The following is a 16722-nucleotide window of genomic DNA, read 5'->3' on the forward strand; positions in this document are numbered from 1 at the left end:
GCCTGCAAAGTAAGAGTTCTGCGCCGTTAAAGCCGGGCTGATGAAAGAAGATTGTTCCGAGTTCCCCTACGCCGCATTCATCTCGCAGGCCAGATCGGGTATATTGATACGCAGATCACAAAAATCCCCCAAAGGAAGATACCTCACTATGCGTTATCGTTTTACCCTTGCTGTCGTTACAGCCGTTTTAGCACTGACAGGATGTGCAAAACCGAAAACCGCAGCACCGGCTTTCGATTTCGGTTCGACGCGCGTGACCGTGACGCATATCCCGACGAAAACCGATGATGGCACCAAGCTGTATGTCACCGTGGATGGCAAAGATGCCGGTACGCTAGACATCGGCCAAAGTCTGGAAGTGCGCCTGCCAGAGGGCTCGCATAAAGTCGGCGGCTATGCCCGCTCACTGATTGGCCGTGTGACGATCCCGCCCGTTGACGTCACCACCTCGAACAACGCCATCAGCCACGTGACCTATTCCGTGGCGGATCTGAAACCGAAGTTCCTGGTTCGCGCGCAAACCCCGATCCCGAAACCTAAGTCAGAAAGCATCCCGCTCGACCCGATCCCAGCCCTGCCGAAGATTGAAGTGCAAGCGCCGGCAACGACTGAGCAGACAAAAACTGAAACACCTGCAACACCGCAAGCGACAGAGCAGACGCCAACGTCGACGCCGGTAACCACTCAGGCAGAGACTGCGACACCATCAACGCAGGACGCGCAGACACCGAAAGTCACTGAAGTGGCCCCGACGACGCAGTCACAGACCACGCAGACCACACCAAAATCGGCAACGCCCGAAGTCACTGACGTGACACAAAGCCCGCAGACGTAAATCAGAAAGCCTGTCTCCACTTGCACGGACACAGGCTTTTATCACTGTATTATTCATCATCAGCGACAACTGCAACTGACGCGCTGGCCGGTCCAGGCGTCATGACGGCGCTGGTTCGGATGAGAGATGGGGCAACAATGCTCACTGAGCGTCAGGGAAGTCTTGCCGCCTGACGTCTCAGACCCGCGAAAATGGTGTCACTGATGTTAAACGGAAAATCGGCGAGAATGCTGACATGACATCGTAGATGTGGCGTCATGCGGTAAACGCATCAGCCAGGAATTATCCTGCGACCAGCGACGATCAAAACGCTCAACAACTAATAGGGAAGTTTATCCATACCTTACCACTCCTGATCCCAGGACGTTTTGTCCTCAATCGAACCATTACGCGGTACAACCTGAAGCTCTAAATCCAGCGCCGTCTGCAATTTGAACAGGGTTTCGAGTCGGGTGCCGTCAGGATGGTTCTCAAATTCGGAGACCGTCGACTGTTTCAGTCCCATCGTTTCAGCCGTTTTACTTTGGCTCAGCTTTCGTTTTTTACGCTCATTACGCAGTGCACTTGCCAGCATTTTTGTTGAAGTAATATTCATTTTATCCTCCAGAGCGGATACTGACGCCTAAGGTCGCGAAACATTCCGAAACTGAGCTATATATATGGGTGAGCGGACCCAGTTTGGGATGGCGATTTTCTGTCGGATAAACATTGTATTCCGGAGCGGTAAATATGTTGGAAATCGGGTCTGCCCTGCTGGTGTTTGCTCTGCTTCTCGCGGTCACTCTGGCCGGTATGGTGATCAAGCCGTTACTGCCTGAAGAACACAAAGCCCATGAAACCGTGCAGCTGGTTCAGTTGGTCATCGGGATGCTGCTTACTTTCGCCGCACTGGTACTCGGTTTAATGACCGCTTCGGCGAAAACTAACTTCGATACACTCACCAATGATTTTCGTGGTTACGCCGCTGACCTGATACAACTTGATGTCGCCTTGCGTGATTACGGTGCCGACGCCAACGGCGCACGCATCAATCTGCGCCGCTATACGGCCGCCGCCATTGCCAGTACATGGTCTGCTGAGCCGGCCCCTGCCGGCGACGACTTTCCAAAAAACGTGCCGACAGAAAACATTCAGGAACGTCTGGAAAATCCTCAACTCGGCGCGATGCTAAACAGTGCCGAGCAGGAAGCACGGCAGTTAATCCCGCACGATGCGTATCATGAGAAGGTCATGGCCGTGGCTCTAGGCCAGTTTGATCGGGTTATCCGGGCGCGATGGAAACTGATTGAGGTATCGCATAGTTCCATGTCCCAACCGTTTTTTGCGATGCTGACGTTCTGGCTGATGGTGATTTTTCTGAGCTTTGGCTTAATAGCCCCGCGCAATGCGCTGGCGTTAGTGACCATCATATTGGGCGCGTTGTCTATTGCCTCCGCTATTTACGTCATTGTCGATCTGGATACGCCATTCACGGGCCCGATAGTGATCTCCAGCCAGCCGATGCGCGATGCGCTGGTCCATCTGAGTCGTTAGCGTAGGAAGATGCCTTATATTTCAGGTCTGAAAGAAAATGAAAAAGCACCGGGGACATTTCCACCGATGCTTCATTTTCCGTCTGAATATTCATTATTTATATTCAGCTTAAATTAACACTACCTGAGATTTAAACCGGCATTCGGTATTGAGTGACGCCCGGTTTTTCTGCCACCCAATTATAAAGTCTCTGCGCGGTCAAATTCGTTTCTTGAGTGTGCCAGTATAAGCGAGCGCACTGGCGACTCTGCGCCTGCTTTTTCACATATTCAATCAGATGTTTACCCACCTGTTTTCCTCTGGAAGACGGGTCAACAAAGAGGTCCTCCAGATAACAGTACTGATTGATGGCCCAGGTAGAATCGTGAAAAACATAATGTACGAAGCCGATAATCGTCTTACCTTCCCGGGCAACAGCGCAATAAACTGGCACTTCATCTTTGAAAAAACGGGCCCATGTCTCCAACGTTGTCTCTTCTGACAACTGGACCTTATAAAAGGTCTGATAGCCTAGCCAATACGGCAACCATTGGGCGTAGTCGTCTTCTTGTACCGGGCTAACTGAAAGTGTACCTGTGTTATAAATCATATCAACCTCTTGAATTTACGAATAATTATCAAATAAGTTCCGGGCTGAATCTTAACTTCTCAGGTGGTCCCGCATAAGGTACACTTTCTTGATTTATTAGGGATCCACTTTATAAATGAAGAAAAAAAACGCCAGTTTTCCAAGCTTATTGCTTAAGAAAGGCAAAATTAAAGATCAGTTTCATCAGGCCCTGAAAGAGCTGATACTCAATGGTCAGTTGAAATCTGGGACGAAAATTCCCTCCAGCAGAACACTTTCTGAAATGATGTCAATTTCCAGAAACTCTGTCATCACGGGTTTCGAACGCTTAATTGATGAAGGCTATCTGATCACAAAAAATGGGGCGGGAACTTATGTTTCCTCCATCCTTCCGGATGAAATGATCTGTATTACGTCTGTCGCTGACCACCCGCAGGAAGAGGAAAAAAAAACCGATCTCACTATTAATCCGCAAATGAAAACGATGCTCTCCCTCTGGGATAAGTCCCTGCCTAATTCCGGGCATAATCTCACCTTTAATATTGGTGTAGGCTGTACGGATTTATTTCCCCATGAACTTTGGGGACGCCTGCTGGGGCGAACATGGCGACAGTCTCGTCATCAGAGCGGCCAATTAAACGATCCTATGGGGTTTCAACCCTTAAGGCGGGCCATATCTGACTATATCTGCACCACACGAGGATTACATTGCACAGAAGATCAAATCCTTATTGTCAATGGAACGCAGCAGGCAATGAGCCTGACGGCACAGGTCCTTTTACAAAAGGATGATGAAGTCTGGCTGGATGAGCCGGGATATGACGGCGCATTAGGGGCATTTACGGCTATTGGTGCCAAAGTTTGCCCTGTCGGCAGTGACCAATACGGGATGGACATTCCCTATGGCATCGAGCACTGGCCCAATGCAAAAATGGTTTTTACTTCACCCTCGCATCAATTTCCTCTTGGCGGAACATTAAGTTTACCAAGAAGAATCGCTTTACTTGAATGGGCCGCAGCGAATGAAAAATGGATATTTGAAGATGATTATAATAGTGAATTCAGATATACAGCGCCCCCTATACAGGCCCTTCAGGGCTTAGATAAACATCAGCGGGTTATTTATGCCGGTACTTTCTCGAAAATGATGTTCCCTGAATTCCGGTTAGGCTTTCTTGTCATCCCCAATAAACTTATTCAGGCGTTCAAAATCGCCAAATATTATGCGGATACACGGACTTCTTATTTAGAACAAGCCACCCTCGCCACCTTTATTTCTGAGGGGCATTACGCGCGCCATGTCCGGCGGATCAGAAAAGCCTGTTACGAACGCCAAAAAGTGATGATGGCGTCCATACAGCAATATATTCCAAAGAGCATCCGGGTTGAGCCTTCTGATTCAGGGATTCATCTTGTTTGTTGGCTATCCGACGCTTTAAACGAGGGCGAGATTATTGATAAATGCCGCCAGTCGGGTTTGGGAGCGCAGCCCCTTTCCCGCTACTGCCAGAATAAATCGTCAAACCCCGCGATTTTATTGGGCTTTGCAGCCCATCAGCCGCCTGACATCGTGGCAGGAATAAAAACGCTGGCTAAAATCATCGCTTCAGACACTCTCTCTGGGCGGGAATGCCGGAAATAACCCCCACGGGGAATATAACGAAAAACGGGGATCATGCAGGCCAAGCATGTTACCTGGCATGACAATTTCCAGAGGTCAGTCATGTAAGCATTTAATCGAACGATTCCTGCACTCACTCCCCCTTTTTAGCGGCGCTGTCCTGATGCCGCCATTCGCTTCTGCGCAGTTTGATACGATTAACGGCGTGCCGCGCAAGCCGAAACCAGGAAACCTGACGGGGGTCGACCAGCATACTTAGCGCTCTGGCGTAATCCAGCGTCAGGCCCGGTGTCCAGGCCATGGTCCGCGCACGCATTCTGATCTGGGACGCGACCCACAGTTCGGGAGTGAGCAGCAGGCGAAGCATGACCAGCGCACCGTTGCCCATTGAACGGGCGACGGCTCCTTCTATGGCTGCATCCAGTGCACGGGAAACCGTGCTGGAGCAGTTGCGCCAGGTGAGGTTATACGTGGTGTCTTGCCGATAGCGTTGCCAGAACTGATTTAATTTCTCCGCATTGTAATTTTTGATCATCACCTGAACCGTTGAAGGGCACCACTCTTTTGCCTCCGTCTGATAATCGGGCAAAAAACGGCCCGCAACATTATTCTCCCGCGTGGCACGCAGCAGGCTGGTAAAAGAGCTCGTGGAGCGGTCAATCTCATCTTTAGGGTAGAGGCTGATATAGATCCCTTCCGGTGATTCAAGGGCGGAATGACCGGTAGAAATCACGCCGTTGATATCGACCGCCGCGATATAGCGCCCCACGATCATCTGACCACGTGCGGGGGCTTTCGAACTGCCGGTTGGCGTCCAGACATGGACCGTCAACGCCTTCGCGGATGTCGGTACGCTGTCCGGTTGAACAGGTTCGGGATTCACTATTTTGGACTTCAGTTTATGGCCCAATAAGGGGTTTTCGGCTGAGGTAAAAGCCGGATTAACCGACATTTTTTTAACATTCAGGGCAATACGTACAAAATTAAGACCTGCGAAAAACAAAAATAAGCCCAGGAAGTACGGCAGCGTTCCGTTGTAATGCGTCGGATAAGGTTGGAAAAAGAAGATAGCGAGCAGTATTTCAATCCCCCCTGCGACAGCCGCTGCCCGCCAGCGACGATAACGCACCACCCACGCAGAGGAGAGCTGGAGCAGTCCGTCGGCCAGAAACAAAATGCCAAACAGCATCGACAGAACAAAATGACCATGATGATGCCCCGCCAATATCAACCCGGCACACACCACCACAATGCAGCCTTTCACATAGCGCAGTGTCTTCTGCCCGCCTACACCGGCCCAGGCAACAGCAAGGGTGAAAAAACCGTCGATCAACAAAAGTAAGGCAAAGAAGGTGATCGGGAAGTTGATAGCATCGTCGAGTCCGTCGATAAAAATCGCCACACCGCTGACCAGCCATAAAATCCCTACTGACATCAGACTGCGCCAACGTCCCCGCAGGTAGTCCACACCGAGTAACAGTAAAACAAGCCGCGCCATTCTTTTCGCCTGATCATCATGGGTATTGGTTACAAGGTAAGCAGGTGTTTGCCATTTAATCAAACTGACCTTCCCCGCAAACAAAGCACCAATATCTGGCAATTTTTTGCCCTGCGCAGTGGCAGGATAAATCTCACCCACTAAGCTCACCTAATCAATCGCTTCAGAGTGCAATTCCATGATTATTGAGACAGAACGTTTGTATTTGCGGCCCGTGGCTGCGGGGGACGCCGATGCGCTCTATGCCATTTACGGTGACCCGCAGACCAACCTGTTTAACCCGGCTGGTCCTTACCCGAATCTCGATTTTGCTCAAACGACGCTGGCAGACTGGCTCGGACAGTGGCCATTGCACGGCTTTGGCCGCTGGGCGATTGCTTTGCGCAGTGCACCGGCTGAGGTGATCGGCTTTGGTGGCCTCAGCCGCCGTAAAGTGGATGAAACCCGCAATATCAATCTGGGTTACCGCTTCTCCACCTCGGTGTGGGGCAAAGGCTTTGCCACTGAGTTCGCCTTCGCCTCGCTGGCTTTCGGCTTCGACCAGCTCAAACTGCGTGAGATCTCGGCGCTGGTGCGTGAAAACCATCTGGCTTCTCGCCATGTGTTGGAAAAAATTGGTATGCAAAGAGTGGGTGAACTTTCCGAAATGGAGAACGGTGTCGGCAGCGTGGTGTATACCCTGTGCAGGGAATGAGGGAGCGGAAAACGCCCTTATGTGGAAAGATTTCCTGTCCATTGGCGCAAAAAGCGGAAAGTGGAATGCAAAATACCTGTTTAAGAGGATAATAGGTGGCATCTTTTTGACGATGGACATCATGAGGCTTCCTATGGACAACCACTCCGCCACACCCGTAAGCGCTGAAGACTATTACGCCGAAAAATACGGCCTGACCCGCACCCATTCGGAAGTCATTCACGCCGCGACCTTAGTGCCGGCCGGAAACGTACTGGATCTTGGCTGCGGCAGCGGGCGCAACTCGCTGTATCTGAACCTAAAAGGATCGACGGTCACCGCGTGGGATCACAACCCGCAGAGCATCGGTAAACTCAATGACATGATCCGTGCTGAATCCCTGCAACATATCACCGCCAGCGAGGCCGATCTCAACACCCGTCGTTTTGACGGCAATTATGATTTTATTCTCTCTACCGTGGTGATGATGTTTTTGCAGCGCGACACCATTCCTCACTTGATAGCAGACATGCAGGCCAGCACCCGCGACGGCGGCTCTAACCTGATTGTCGCCGCTATGGACAGTCCGGACTACCCTTGCCCCATTCCCTTCCCGTTCAGCTTCCAGCCCGACGAACTACGCACCTATTATGCCGGCTGGACTATCGTGAAATATAACGAAGACGTCGGTGAACTGCATAAACGAGATGAAAACGGTAACCGCTACAAAATGCGCTTCGCAACCCTGCTGGCACAGAAAAAATCCTGACCGCAATGACCGCGCCCGCCCGCAAAAAAGACCAGGTACGCTATTACCGCCCGGATGACATTCCGGGCATGGTGCTGGGCGAAGCCCATTTTACTGACTTTAGTTTCGAGCCCCATTTTCATCTGGACTACCACATCGGTCTGATCGCCGACGGCGCACAGCGCCAGCGTTTTGCCGGGCAGAACGAGGTGCTCGGTGCTGGCCGGATATCGATTATGCCACCCGGCGAAGTGCATACCGGCACGCCAGAAAATAATCATGCCTACTCCCTGCGCACCTTTCGCGTCGCCCCGGCGCTGCTCGATAGTCTGGCGGAAGAATTTTCAGGGCATAGCCGGAAGCTGGCGCTGCGACCGGACATCATTGAAGCACCACGTCTGAGCCAGCATCTGTATTCGCTGCATCAGCAGATGACACAAAACACCGGCACCGCAGGGCACTCTTTCGATGAGCAATATCTTGCGACGCTGGAACCACTGTTTGTGGCGCTAAACGTGGTGAAACCGGTGGAAGAGATAAGCGGGTTGTCGCCGTCGGACTGGCGGCAGATTGAAGAGTATTGCTACGCACATCTCGCCGAGAAGATTTCTCTGGGCGAGCTGGCGGGCCTCTGCGGTTTAAACCGCTTTCAGTTCTTACGTCATTTCAGCCAGCGCACGGGCATGACGCCCTACGCATGGCTGAAACGTTTACGGCTGGAAGTGGCCTGCGGCTGGCTGAATAAGCCAGGCCGCAGCATTGCCGATGTCGCCACTTCCGTCGGGTTCTATGACCAGAGCCACTTCAACCGCGCTTTCCGTCAAGCCTTTGGCGTTGCACCCTCGGCCTACTAGTCAGCTGATTTTTAAAAGAATCATGTAATCATAAAATCTCAGGATGACAGGATTATCACCAACCTTTCACCGCATCACCGTGATAGATTTTATCGGCGGCCGCCGCGACTTCATCGGTCTGATAGGCCTTAACCAAATCTTTCACTTTCTGGCTGTCTTTATTATCTTCACGCGCCACAATTACGTTCACATACGGTGAATCTTTGTCTTCAACAAACAGACCGTTTTTGCCCGGCGTCAAGCCAACCTGGCTGGAGTAGTTAGTGTTGATGACCGCCAGATCGATTTTGTCGTCATCAATCGCACGGGTCAGTTGCGGCGCTTCGATTTCAATAATTTTCAGGTGTTTCGGATTTTCGACGATATCCAGCGACGTCGGCAGCAGACCCACGTTGTCTTTGAGCTTAATCAGCCCCTGCTTTTGCAACAGCAGCAGAGAACGGCCAAGGTTAGTTGGGTCGTTAGGTACTGCCACCTGCGCACCGTCTTTCAGTTCAGAAACGGATTTTATTTTGCGCGAGTAACCGGCAATCGGATAGACAAACGTATTACCAACGGCCACCAGCTTATAACCGCGCTCTTTGATCTGTTTGTCCAGATACGGGCCGTGCTGGAAGGAGTTGGCGTCAATATCGCCGCTGCTCAGCGCGGAGTTCGGCAGAACATAATCGGTGAAAGTCACCACTTCCACATCGAGATTATATTTCTCTTTGGCGACTTTTTTCACTGCGTCCCACAGCGGCTGGTCGATACCGGCGCTGATGCCCACTTTGATGTGATTATCTTCTTTCTTCGGCCCGCAACCGCTGAGGATCAGCGCCGTGGCAAGTGAAGCAGAAAGCAGGGATATTTTTACCGCAAGTTTCAGAGAGGTGCGCATGGAAAAAGGTTGTCCTTAAACGGTGTGAAATAAGTCAAAACAAAAGGAGCGGCCCCGTAGGCGGAGCTTATAGTTGTTATGACGCCTAAGCCCTTATTTTTCCAAACAGTCTGACCGCTGGCAAATATGAAAAAGATATAACCTATGCAGTAAAAGTGCGGGACTTTTCTCATGTTTTCATTCGAGCAGTCGCTGGCGGCAAACGCTCAGGACCATTTGCCGCAGCCAGCGGTGAGCCGGGTCAACGTCAGAACGCGGATGCCACATCTGAGAAAGCGTGATTTCATCGGTTTCCACTGGGAGTCCAAAGGCATATAACGTCGCGGCGGACCCATTACGCTCAGTGACCGGCTGGTTAATCAGAAACGAGGCGGGGACCAGCGCCACCAGATCGGAAGCCTGAGCCACAGCAACCGCAGCGGAAAAGCCCGGAACGACGGCGGCGATCCGCCGCTGCAGGCCCAGTTCAGCCAGCGCAACGTCTACCGGCCCGACATGGCGTTCACGGCGCGAGACCACGACATGCCCGAATGACGCATACATCGCCGGGGTCATGGCGATTTCCTGTTCAAGCGGATGGCCCTTACGCACAACGCCCATAAACCGGTCGCGGAACAGCGTCTGCAGGCGAATTTCCGGCCCCATGTTACCTAACACACCCACCTCGAGATCCACCCGACCTTCGCGCAAACTTTTTGCACTTTTCTCCGGCTTCGGCGCAAATCGCAGACATACTTGAGGAGCGACCGCCGCCACGGCGGCAATCAGTGACGCACCAAATGTCACCACGAAGCCGTCGTTGGACCGCAGGATAAACGTGCGCTCAAGGGTAGCTAAATTGAGGACAGCCGAAGAGGGACGAAGCACCGCGCGCGCCTCAAAGGTGGCATTTTGCGTGCGCTCTCGGATCTCTTCCGCGTAAGGCGTCAGCACCATGTGTCGCCCGGCGCGTACCAGTAAAGGGTCGCTGGTAACGGCACGCAGGCGGCTAAGCGTACGGCTCATGGCCGAGGCGCTAAGCCCCAGACGACGCGCTGCGCCTGCCACGCTGCCTTCGGCCAGCAGAACATCCAGTGCAATAAGTAAGTTCAGATCAGGTTCGGTCATAACGCATTGTATTCCCACCGGTCGATTATGGGAAGGCGTCTGGTGCAGGTTATCAATGCAGATGCTGCGTCTTCCGCCTTATCTCTCTCATGGCTATAGTGGCGGCACTGAAAACGAACAGAACAATACTGAGGGCTTATAGATGGAATTATTCTCCGACCAACCAGGCGACGAGGGATTACCCGGCCGCGAGCGTGGCCTCGCCATGACCGCCGTCATGATGATGACCACCATGGCGGTGTTCGACGGTTCGATGGTGAACGTCGCATTACCGCAAATTGCACGCGCGCTGAATGTCACTGCAGGGTCCGCCGTCTGGGTGTCTAACGGCTATCTTTTGTCGGCCGCCATGACGCTGGCTATCTTTGCCGCCCTTGCCGGACGCGTGGGTTACCGGGCGCTGTTTGCGGCGGGTCTGGGCGTCTTTACGCTGGCCTCTGTCGGCTGTGCGCTGTCATCGTCACTCGATATGCTGGTTATCATGCGCGTATTGCAGGGCATCGGGGGTGCGGCCACGCTGAGCATCGGACCTGCCATTCTGCGCTCAGTGTTCCCTAACCGGGTGCTCGGGCGAATACTGGGTCTGAACGCCCTGCTGATTGCCACCAGCACCGCCATCTCTCCGGTGATTGGCGGGACGATATTGTCGGCAATGAGCTGGCAGTGGCTGTTTGCCATCAATATTCCGCTCGGTATTGTGGCAGTGATCCTGACCCTACGGGTGATCCCCGGCAAACTGGCGTCAACGCGTGAACCCTTTGATTTTGCCGGTGCCCTTCTGTCTGCGGTTGCGCTCGGCGCACTGATCATGGCGGCGGGTGCTTTTTCCCGTCCTGACGGTGGCACACATGCCCTGGGTGAACTGACAACTGCGATGACTTACGGGCTGACCGCTGTCGTCGCCGGTGCAGCCTTCGTCTGGCGTCAGCGCCGTGCGCCAAAGCCACTGCTTCCGCTTGCCATGTTCGCCTCGTCGCGTTTTTCTCTGGCGGCGCTCACCTCACTGGCCTCTTTTGTCAGTCAGGGCATCACCTTCGTGGCGTTGCCGTTCCTGTTCCAGAGCGTATATGGCTACAGCGCATTTTATTCAGCGCTGCTGTTCACCCCTTGGCCCATCGGCATTATTTTGGCCGCCCCCCATGCAGGACGCCTCGCCGACCGCTACCCGTCAGCCATTATTTCTACAGTGGGTTTATGTCTGTTTGCGGCTGGATTGGTGCTACTGGCGCAACTGCCCGACCATGCCAATGTGTGGGATATCGGCCTGCGCAGTTTGCTGTGCGGCATCGGGTTTGGTTGTTTCCAGAGCCCGAATAACCGTGAAATGTTGTCGAACGCGTCCCGCGAGAACAGCGGTTATGCCTCGGGCGTGCTGGCGATAATGCGCACGTTCGGGCAGTGTCTGGGCGCCGCCTTTGTCGGCATTATTCTGTCAATCTACGTGCAGTCTGCCAGCGATCCGCTTAAAAGCGCCATGCAGGAAGCGCAGGCGGTTCAACTGAGTTTGTGGGTGGCCGTTGCCGCCACGATCCTGGCGATTATTATCAGCGTCAGCCGCCTGCGTAACACAGGCGGTCTGCTGCAAAAGACCCAGTAAAATCAGGCGTGGTTACGCGATTTCATAGCTGATTTTCACCCGGTCTTTGGCCTTAATTTTGCGCAGTTCCAGTCCCTGCAACGCACCTGTGCTGGACGCATGGGTGCCACCGCAAGCAAACGGCAGATAACTGCCAATCGTCACCGTGCGGATCTCCTCATTTTGCGGAATGGCACCGGCCAGCGCAGGGCGCAGACGGGCAATCTCGTCAAAACGGATGTTACCGGTGCTGACTGGTAAATCGGCATCAATGGCTTCTTGTACCTTTTCCCTCACCTGCACCAGTAACAGTTCGGCGGATAACGTACTGTTACCGCTGAATTCCACGTAGGAACCCGGCAGAAAATGGTGGCCTTTGGCGGGCACCAGAGAAGGCATCAACGTTTCAACCACGTGTGAAATCAGGTGGCCCGCCGTATGGGCAATGGATGCCCGCTGGCGAAACGCCGTATCAATTTCCAGCCGGACTTCTGCGCCCTGCTCAAGTTCACCCGTCACATCGGCCAGATAATGACGGGCCTCACCCGCGTTCATCAATACGTGTTTTACGGCAAATTGCTGTCCGTTGTAGGTCACGTTACCCACGTCCGACATCTGCCCGCCGCCCTGCGGATAAAACACGGTTTCGCCGGTGACAAAATAGTGTCCTTTCTCATCGGTGCCGGATTGTAAAACCGTGGAGGTACAGCTCACCAGCTCAGGCTGACTGCGGCTTAGCAACAACGTCATGTGATATTCCTCAGGTGTTTTCTCGTTATGAGGGCCAAGTATGCGCATCTCCTCCGGGGGCTGGATTGTAAAAAATTGCACGCGGGGGGAAATTATTTCGCGCGCTGCAAATGGTAGTCCACGTGATATTCGTTGGCGTTGCGGATCATTACCGAGTAATTCAGATAATCGCCGGTGTCACTGTAGGAGAGCGAGGTAAGGCGCAGCAGCGGCGTGCCTTCCGGCACATGCAGTAACCCCGCCACCGTGCTGTCGGCCAGGATCGGGCTGAAACTTTCGTAATTCCCGGCGATGCAGATATGGCACTCATCTTCTATATACGTGAATTTAGAGCCTTCCAAATGAGCCACCGACAGGTTGCCGAACAACCTGCAAGGCATATAGCTGTCCTCCAGCACCAGCGGTTTTCCTTCCACTGAGCGTACCCGACGGGAGTAGTAGATACGTTCGTCTGTCTTGATGCGCAGCTGGCTGGCAATCGCAGGGGGTGCGCCCATCAGTCGGAATTCGAGGACTTCACTGACCGTCGGCCGCCCCAGTTGTTTCATCAATTCAGAAAAACCCATCAGCCCGCGAGTTTCATGCTGTACATCTTTTTGTGCCACATAGGTTCCGCTGCCGTGGCAGCGCCGTACCAGCCCCCATTCCACCAGCAGATCCACGGCCTTGCGCAGGGTCATACGTGATACGCCAAATTCTGTGGCGAGCGTTTTCTCGCTCGGTAATGCATCCCCTACGCCGTAATCAGCAGAATTAATGCGAATTCGTAAGCGTTCGGCAAGGATTTTGTAGATCACTGGCAGACCTCTTTTTAAAGGGGGAAAGTTCCGGAGTAATGCGGTTAGCGGCAATCAGACGATTGAAAAACCTCAGTTTTACACCGAATTTTCATGGCCAAAATATCCTGACTTCTTTCAGTGTATACAAATCGCAGCAAATGTAGATCACTTACCCTGCATAAAAAGCATGAATGCGATCACGAATTGATGAATCGCTCTGCGAACTTATTTTCTATTGTTCCTACTCTCTGATCAGAAATAAAACAACAGACGCCAACAAATAGACCATTAAAAAAACTCTGACCCGGAATTAATATGAGGATAATTTATGCTCAGTCAAATTCAACGCTTTGGCGGTGCGATGTTCACGCCCGTGCTGCTATTTCCGTTCGCAGGCATGGTGGTGGGGATCGCCATCATGCTGCAAAACCCGATGTTTGTCGGTGAGTCGCTCACCAACCCTGACAGCCTGTTTGCTCAAATTGTTCATATTATTGAAGAAGGCGGATGGACAGTCTTTCGCAACATGCCATTGATTTTCGCCGTCGGTCTGCCGATTGGCCTTGCGAAACATGCGCAGGGACGCGCCTGTCTGGCCGCGCTGGTCAGTTTTATGACCTGGAATTATTTAATTAATGCCATGGGAATGACCTGGGGTGATTATTTCGGCGTTAACTTTAATGCAGAGCCAGGAGGGCAAAGCGGACTGGCAATGATTGCCGGAATTAAAACCCTCGATACCAGTATTATCGGTGCGATTATTATTTCCGGTGTCGTGACTTCCATTCACAATCATTTATTTGATAAACAACTGCCGGTATTTTTGGGTATTTTTCAGGGCAGCTCGTTTGTGGTGATTATCGCTTTCCTGCTGATGATCCCGCTCGCTTGGGTGACGCTGCTGGTCTGGCCCAAAGTGCAGATGGGCATTCTTTCGATGCAGCACTTCATGCTGGTTTCCGGTGCACTTGGCGTGTGGGTCTATACCTTCCTTGAACGCATCCTGATCCCGACCGGCCTGCACCATTTCGTCTACGGCCCGTTTATTTTCGGCCCTGCGGCGGTAGAAGGTGGTATTCAGGTCTACTGGGCTGAGCATCTGCAAGCCTTCAGCCAGAGCACCGAGCCGCTAAAAACCTTATTCCCGCAGGGCGGATTCGCGCTGCACGGCAATTCGAAAGTTTTCGGTTCGGTCGGCATCGCGCTGGCGATTTACGCCACGGCAGCACCGGAAAACCGGGTCAAGGTCGCAGGACTGCTGATCCCGGCGACTCTCACCGCCATGCTGGTGGGTATCACCGAGCCGCTGGAATTCACCTTCCTGTTTATTTCACCGCTGCTGTTCGCGGTCCACGCCCTGCTCTCCGCCACCATGGCCACGCTGATGTATATGGCGGGCGTGGTCGGCAATATGGGTGGCGGCCTGCTTGATCAGTTCCTGCCACAGAACTGGATCCCGATGTACCACAATCATGCATCGATGATGTTTAAGCAGATTGGAATTGGCCTGGTGTTTACCGGCGTCTGGTTCCTGGTGTTCCGCACGCTGATCCTGCGTCTTAACCTGAAAACACCAGGGCGCGAAGAGAGCGAAATCAAACTCTACAACAAAGCCGACTATCTGGCGCGCAAAAACAGTACCGTCACCGATACAGCACAAAGCCCGGCAGCCGGGATCCTCAGCGCGCTGGGCGGCGCGGCCAATATCCTCAATCTCAGCAACTGCGCCACCCGCCTGCGTATCACCCTCGGTGATACGGCGCTGACGCAAAGTGACGAAATCTTCAAAGCCCTCGGCGCACACGGCGTCGTGCGGCGCGGCAACGGTATTCAGATCATCGTCGGCCTGCACGTACCCCAGGTACGGGACAAGATTGAAGCCCTGATGAAAGAAACGCAGGTTACACCATCCAAAACCGGGGGACCTACCCCGACAGAATCATCCCTTACGGAGGCAGTATGATGAAGAAATTTTCAGTAGTCGTGGCAGGCGGTGGCAGTACCTTTACGCCAGGTATCGTATTGATGTTGCTCGCTAATCAGCAGAGATTCCCCCTCCGCGCCATCAAGTTTTATGACAACGACGGTGCACGTCAGGAGATCGTGGCCGAGGCGTGCAAAGTGATCCTTAAGGAGCAGGCGCCGGACATTGAGTTTAGCTACACCACGGATCCGAAAGCGGCCTTTACAGACGTCGATTTCGTCATGGCCCATATCCGCGTCGGTAAATATCCGATGCGTGAAAAAGATGAAAAAATTCCGCTGCGCCACGGCGTGGTCGGCCAGGAAACCTGCGGCCCCGGCGGGATTGCGTATGGAATGCGCTCGATTGGCGGCGTGCTGGAAATTGTCGATTATATGGAAAAATATTCGCCAAATGCCTGGATGCTCAACTACTCGAACCCGGCAGCGATTGTGGCCGAAGCCACTCGCCGTTTACGTCCAAGCTCTAAAATTCTTAACATCTGCGATATGCCGATTGGCATTGAAGGCCGCATGGCACAAATTGCCGGGCTGAAATCCCGTAAAGAGATGCGCGTGCGTTATTACGGCCTCAATCACTTTGGCTGGTGGACCTCGGTAGAGGATTTACAGGGCAACGATCTGATGCCGAAAATCCGCGAACATGTGGCCAAACACGGTTATGTGCCGCCAACGGACGAAGCGGGCGTGGAAGCCAGCTGGAACGATACCTTTGCCAAAGCCAAAGACGTCTGGGCGTTGGATCCGTCCACCTTCCCGAACACCTATCTCAAGTATTATCTTTACCCTGACTACGTGGTGGCACACGCCAACCCGGAACACACCCGCGCCAATGAAGTGATGGAGCACCGCGAGAAGCACGTATTCAGCTCCTGCGCAGCCATAACTAAGGCAGGTAAGTCTTGCGCAGGGGAACTGGAAATTGACGAACATGCGTCATATATCGTCGATCTCGCCACCGCTATCGCCTTCAATACACAGGAAAGAATGCTGCTGATTGTGCCAAATCAGGGAGCCATCAATAATTTCGACCCAGAAGCCATGGTAGAAATTCCTTGCCTGGTCGGCAGCCACGGGCCGGAGCCGCTGACCGTCGGCAAAATCCCGTTGTTCCAGCACGGGCTGATGAGTCAGCAGGTGACAGTGGAGAAACTGGTGGTGGAGGCGTGGATTGAAAAATCCTATCTGAAGCTGTGGCAGGCCATCACGCTGTCGAAAACCGTGCCGAGCGCGTCGGTCGCCAAAGCCATTCTTGATGATCTGGTTGAAGCCAATAAAGAGTACTGGCCGGAACTGAAATAACGCCCATAAAAAACG

16 protein-coding genes are annotated in these 16722 nt (G+C 53.1%); 9 read left to right on the forward strand and 7 right to left on the reverse strand.

Annotation, left to right across the window (positions count from 1 at the left end):
• Positions 1–148: 148 nt before the first annotated feature.
• The gene (locus ACZRKO_RS19830) at positions 149–835 is read left to right on the forward strand and encodes a hypothetical protein (RefSeq protein ID WP_463738953.1); all 687 of its coding nucleotides are present in this window, start codon (positions 149–151) and stop codon (positions 833–835) included.
• A 343-nt stretch (positions 836–1178) separates the two neighbouring features.
• On the opposite strand, the gene ACZRKO_RS19835 is transcribed toward ACZRKO_RS19830, so the two are convergent.
• Positions 1179–1430 (reverse strand): helix-turn-helix domain-containing protein, encoded by a 252-nt coding sequence (locus tag ACZRKO_RS19835; RefSeq protein WP_463738954.1) that lies wholly within the window; start codon positions 1428–1430, stop codon positions 1179–1181.
• 134 nt (positions 1431–1564) lie between these two features.
• Between ACZRKO_RS19835 and ACZRKO_RS19840 the strand changes: the two genes are divergently transcribed.
• Positions 1565–2368, forward strand: coding sequence for a bestrophin-like domain (locus tag ACZRKO_RS19840; RefSeq protein ID WP_463738955.1), 804 nt, complete (start codon positions 1565–1567; stop codon positions 2366–2368).
• Positions 2369–2498: 130 nt separating this feature from the next.
• Here ACZRKO_RS19840 and ACZRKO_RS19845 read toward each other — a convergent pair whose 3' ends face one another.
• Entirely contained in the window at positions 2499–2957 is a 459-nt protein-coding gene (locus ACZRKO_RS19845) for a GNAT family N-acetyltransferase (RefSeq protein WP_463738956.1), read from the reverse strand.
• A gap of 115 nt (positions 2958–3072) precedes the next feature.
• Between ACZRKO_RS19845 and pdxR the strand changes: the two genes are divergently transcribed.
• Entirely contained in the window at positions 3073–4578 is a 1506-nt protein-coding gene (gene pdxR / locus ACZRKO_RS19850; RefSeq protein WP_463738957.1) for a MocR-like pyridoxine biosynthesis transcription factor PdxR, read from the forward strand.
• 112 nt (positions 4579–4690) lie between these two features.
• On the opposite strand, the gene ACZRKO_RS19855 is transcribed toward pdxR, so the two are convergent.
• Complete coding sequence (locus ACZRKO_RS19855) at positions 4691–6196, reverse strand: HdeD family acid-resistance protein (RefSeq protein WP_463738958.1); 1506 nt, start codon at positions 6194–6196, stop codon at positions 4691–4693.
• 37 nt (positions 6197–6233) lie between these two features.
• Between ACZRKO_RS19855 and ACZRKO_RS19860 the strand changes: the two genes are divergently transcribed.
• The 3 genes from ACZRKO_RS19860 to ACZRKO_RS19870 all read left to right on the forward strand — a co-directional run bounded on the left by ACZRKO_RS19860 (position 6234) and on the right by ACZRKO_RS19870 (position 8330).
• The gene (locus tag ACZRKO_RS19860; protein ID WP_463738959.1) at positions 6234–6749 is read left to right on the forward strand and encodes a GNAT family N-acetyltransferase; all 516 of its coding nucleotides are present in this window, start codon (positions 6234–6236) and stop codon (positions 6747–6749) included.
• 133 nt (positions 6750–6882) lie between these two features.
• Positions 6883–7497, forward strand: a complete 615-nt coding sequence (gene tehB, locus ACZRKO_RS19865) for a tellurite resistance methyltransferase TehB (RefSeq protein ID WP_463738960.1) — start codon at positions 6883–6885, stop codon at positions 7495–7497.
• Positions 7498–7502: 5 nt separating this feature from the next.
• Positions 7503–8330 (forward strand): helix-turn-helix transcriptional regulator, encoded by an 828-nt coding sequence (locus tag ACZRKO_RS19870; protein WP_463738961.1) that lies wholly within the window; start codon positions 7503–7505, stop codon positions 8328–8330.
• A gap of 55 nt (positions 8331–8385) precedes the next feature.
• Here the strand turns inward: ACZRKO_RS19870 and metQ are convergent, their stop codons facing one another.
• Together metQ and ACZRKO_RS19880 are read right to left on the reverse strand one after the other, a co-directional pair.
• A complete protein-coding gene (metQ, locus tag ACZRKO_RS19875) occupies positions 8386–9210 on the reverse strand; it encodes a methionine ABC transporter substrate-binding lipoprotein MetQ (protein ID WP_463738962.1) in 825 nt (274 codons plus the stop codon).
• A 177-nt stretch (positions 9211–9387) separates the two neighbouring features.
• Entirely contained in the window at positions 9388–10317 is a 930-nt protein-coding gene (locus ACZRKO_RS19880) for a LysR family transcriptional regulator (protein ID WP_463738963.1), read from the reverse strand.
• Between the two features lie 142 nt (positions 10318–10459).
• On the opposite strand from ACZRKO_RS19880, the gene ACZRKO_RS19885 reads away from it, so the two are divergent.
• Entirely contained in the window at positions 10460–11914 is a 1455-nt protein-coding gene (locus ACZRKO_RS19885; protein WP_463738964.1) for an MFS transporter, read from the forward strand.
• Positions 11915–11926: 12 nt separating this feature from the next.
• On the opposite strand, the gene ACZRKO_RS19890 is transcribed toward ACZRKO_RS19885, so the two are convergent.
• Both ACZRKO_RS19890 and ACZRKO_RS19895 read right to left on the reverse strand, forming a co-directional pair.
• Positions 11927–12643 (reverse strand): alanine--tRNA ligase-related protein, encoded by a 717-nt coding sequence (locus ACZRKO_RS19890; RefSeq protein ID WP_463738965.1) that lies wholly within the window; start codon positions 12641–12643, stop codon positions 11927–11929.
• Between the two features lie 92 nt (positions 12644–12735).
• Positions 12736–13440 (reverse strand): GntR family transcriptional regulator, encoded by a 705-nt coding sequence (locus ACZRKO_RS19895; protein WP_463738966.1) that lies wholly within the window; start codon positions 13438–13440, stop codon positions 12736–12738.
• A 310-nt stretch (positions 13441–13750) separates the two neighbouring features.
• On the opposite strand from ACZRKO_RS19895, the gene ACZRKO_RS19900 reads away from it, so the two are divergent.
• Together ACZRKO_RS19900 and ACZRKO_RS19905 are read left to right on the forward strand one after the other, a co-directional pair.
• A complete protein-coding gene (locus ACZRKO_RS19900; RefSeq protein WP_463738967.1) occupies positions 13751–15385 on the forward strand; it encodes an alpha-glucoside-specific PTS transporter subunit IIBC in 1635 nt (544 codons plus the stop codon).
• Positions 15385–16707, forward strand: a complete 1323-nt coding sequence (locus ACZRKO_RS19905; protein WP_463739049.1) for a 6-phospho-alpha-glucosidase — start codon at positions 15385–15387, stop codon at positions 16705–16707. Before ACZRKO_RS19900 ends, ACZRKO_RS19905 begins: the two co-directional genes overlap by 1 nt.
• The last annotated feature ends 15 nt before the right edge of the window (positions 16708–16722 follow it).

The organism is Ewingella sp. C233, from assembly GCF_055407225.1.

Coding starts and splice junctions, on each gene's coding strand:
- ACZRKO_RS19830 (WP_463738953.1), top strand. CDS start 149: ATGCGTTATCGTTTTACCCTTGCTGTCGTTACAGCCGTTTTAGCACTG.
- ACZRKO_RS19835 (WP_463738954.1), bottom strand. CDS start 1,430: ATGAATATTACTTCAACAAAAATGCTGGCAAGTGCACTGCGTAATGAG.
- ACZRKO_RS19840 (WP_463738955.1), top strand. CDS start 1,565: ATGTTGGAAATCGGGTCTGCCCTGCTGGTGTTTGCTCTGCTTCTCGCG.
- ACZRKO_RS19845 (WP_463738956.1), bottom strand. CDS start 2,957: ATGATTTATAACACAGGTACACTTTCAGTTAGCCCGGTACAAGAAGAC.
- pdxR (WP_463738957.1), top strand. CDS start 3,073: ATGAAGAAAAAAAACGCCAGTTTTCCAAGCTTATTGCTTAAGAAAGGC.
- ACZRKO_RS19860 (WP_463738959.1), top strand. CDS start 6,234: ATGATTATTGAGACAGAACGTTTGTATTTGCGGCCCGTGGCTGCGGGG.
- tehB (WP_463738960.1), top strand. CDS start 6,883: ATGGACAACCACTCCGCCACACCCGTAAGCGCTGAAGACTATTACGCC.
- ACZRKO_RS19870 (WP_463738961.1), top strand. CDS start 7,503: ATGACCGCGCCCGCCCGCAAAAAAGACCAGGTACGCTATTACCGCCCG.
- metQ (WP_463738962.1), bottom strand. CDS start 9,210: ATGCGCACCTCTCTGAAACTTGCGGTAAAAATATCCCTGCTTTCTGCT.
- ACZRKO_RS19880 (WP_463738963.1), bottom strand. CDS start 10,317: ATGACCGAACCTGATCTGAACTTACTTATTGCACTGGATGTTCTGCTG.
- ACZRKO_RS19885 (WP_463738964.1), top strand. CDS start 10,460: ATGGAATTATTCTCCGACCAACCAGGCGACGAGGGATTACCCGGCCGC.
- ACZRKO_RS19890 (WP_463738965.1), bottom strand. CDS start 12,643: ATGACGTTGTTGCTAAGCCGCAGTCAGCCTGAGCTGGTGAGCTGTACC.
- ACZRKO_RS19900 (WP_463738967.1), top strand. CDS start 13,751: ATGCTCAGTCAAATTCAACGCTTTGGCGGTGCGATGTTCACGCCCGTG.
- ACZRKO_RS19905 (WP_463739049.1), top strand. CDS start 15,385: ATGAAGAAATTTTCAGTAGTCGTGGCAGGCGGTGGCAGTACCTTTACG.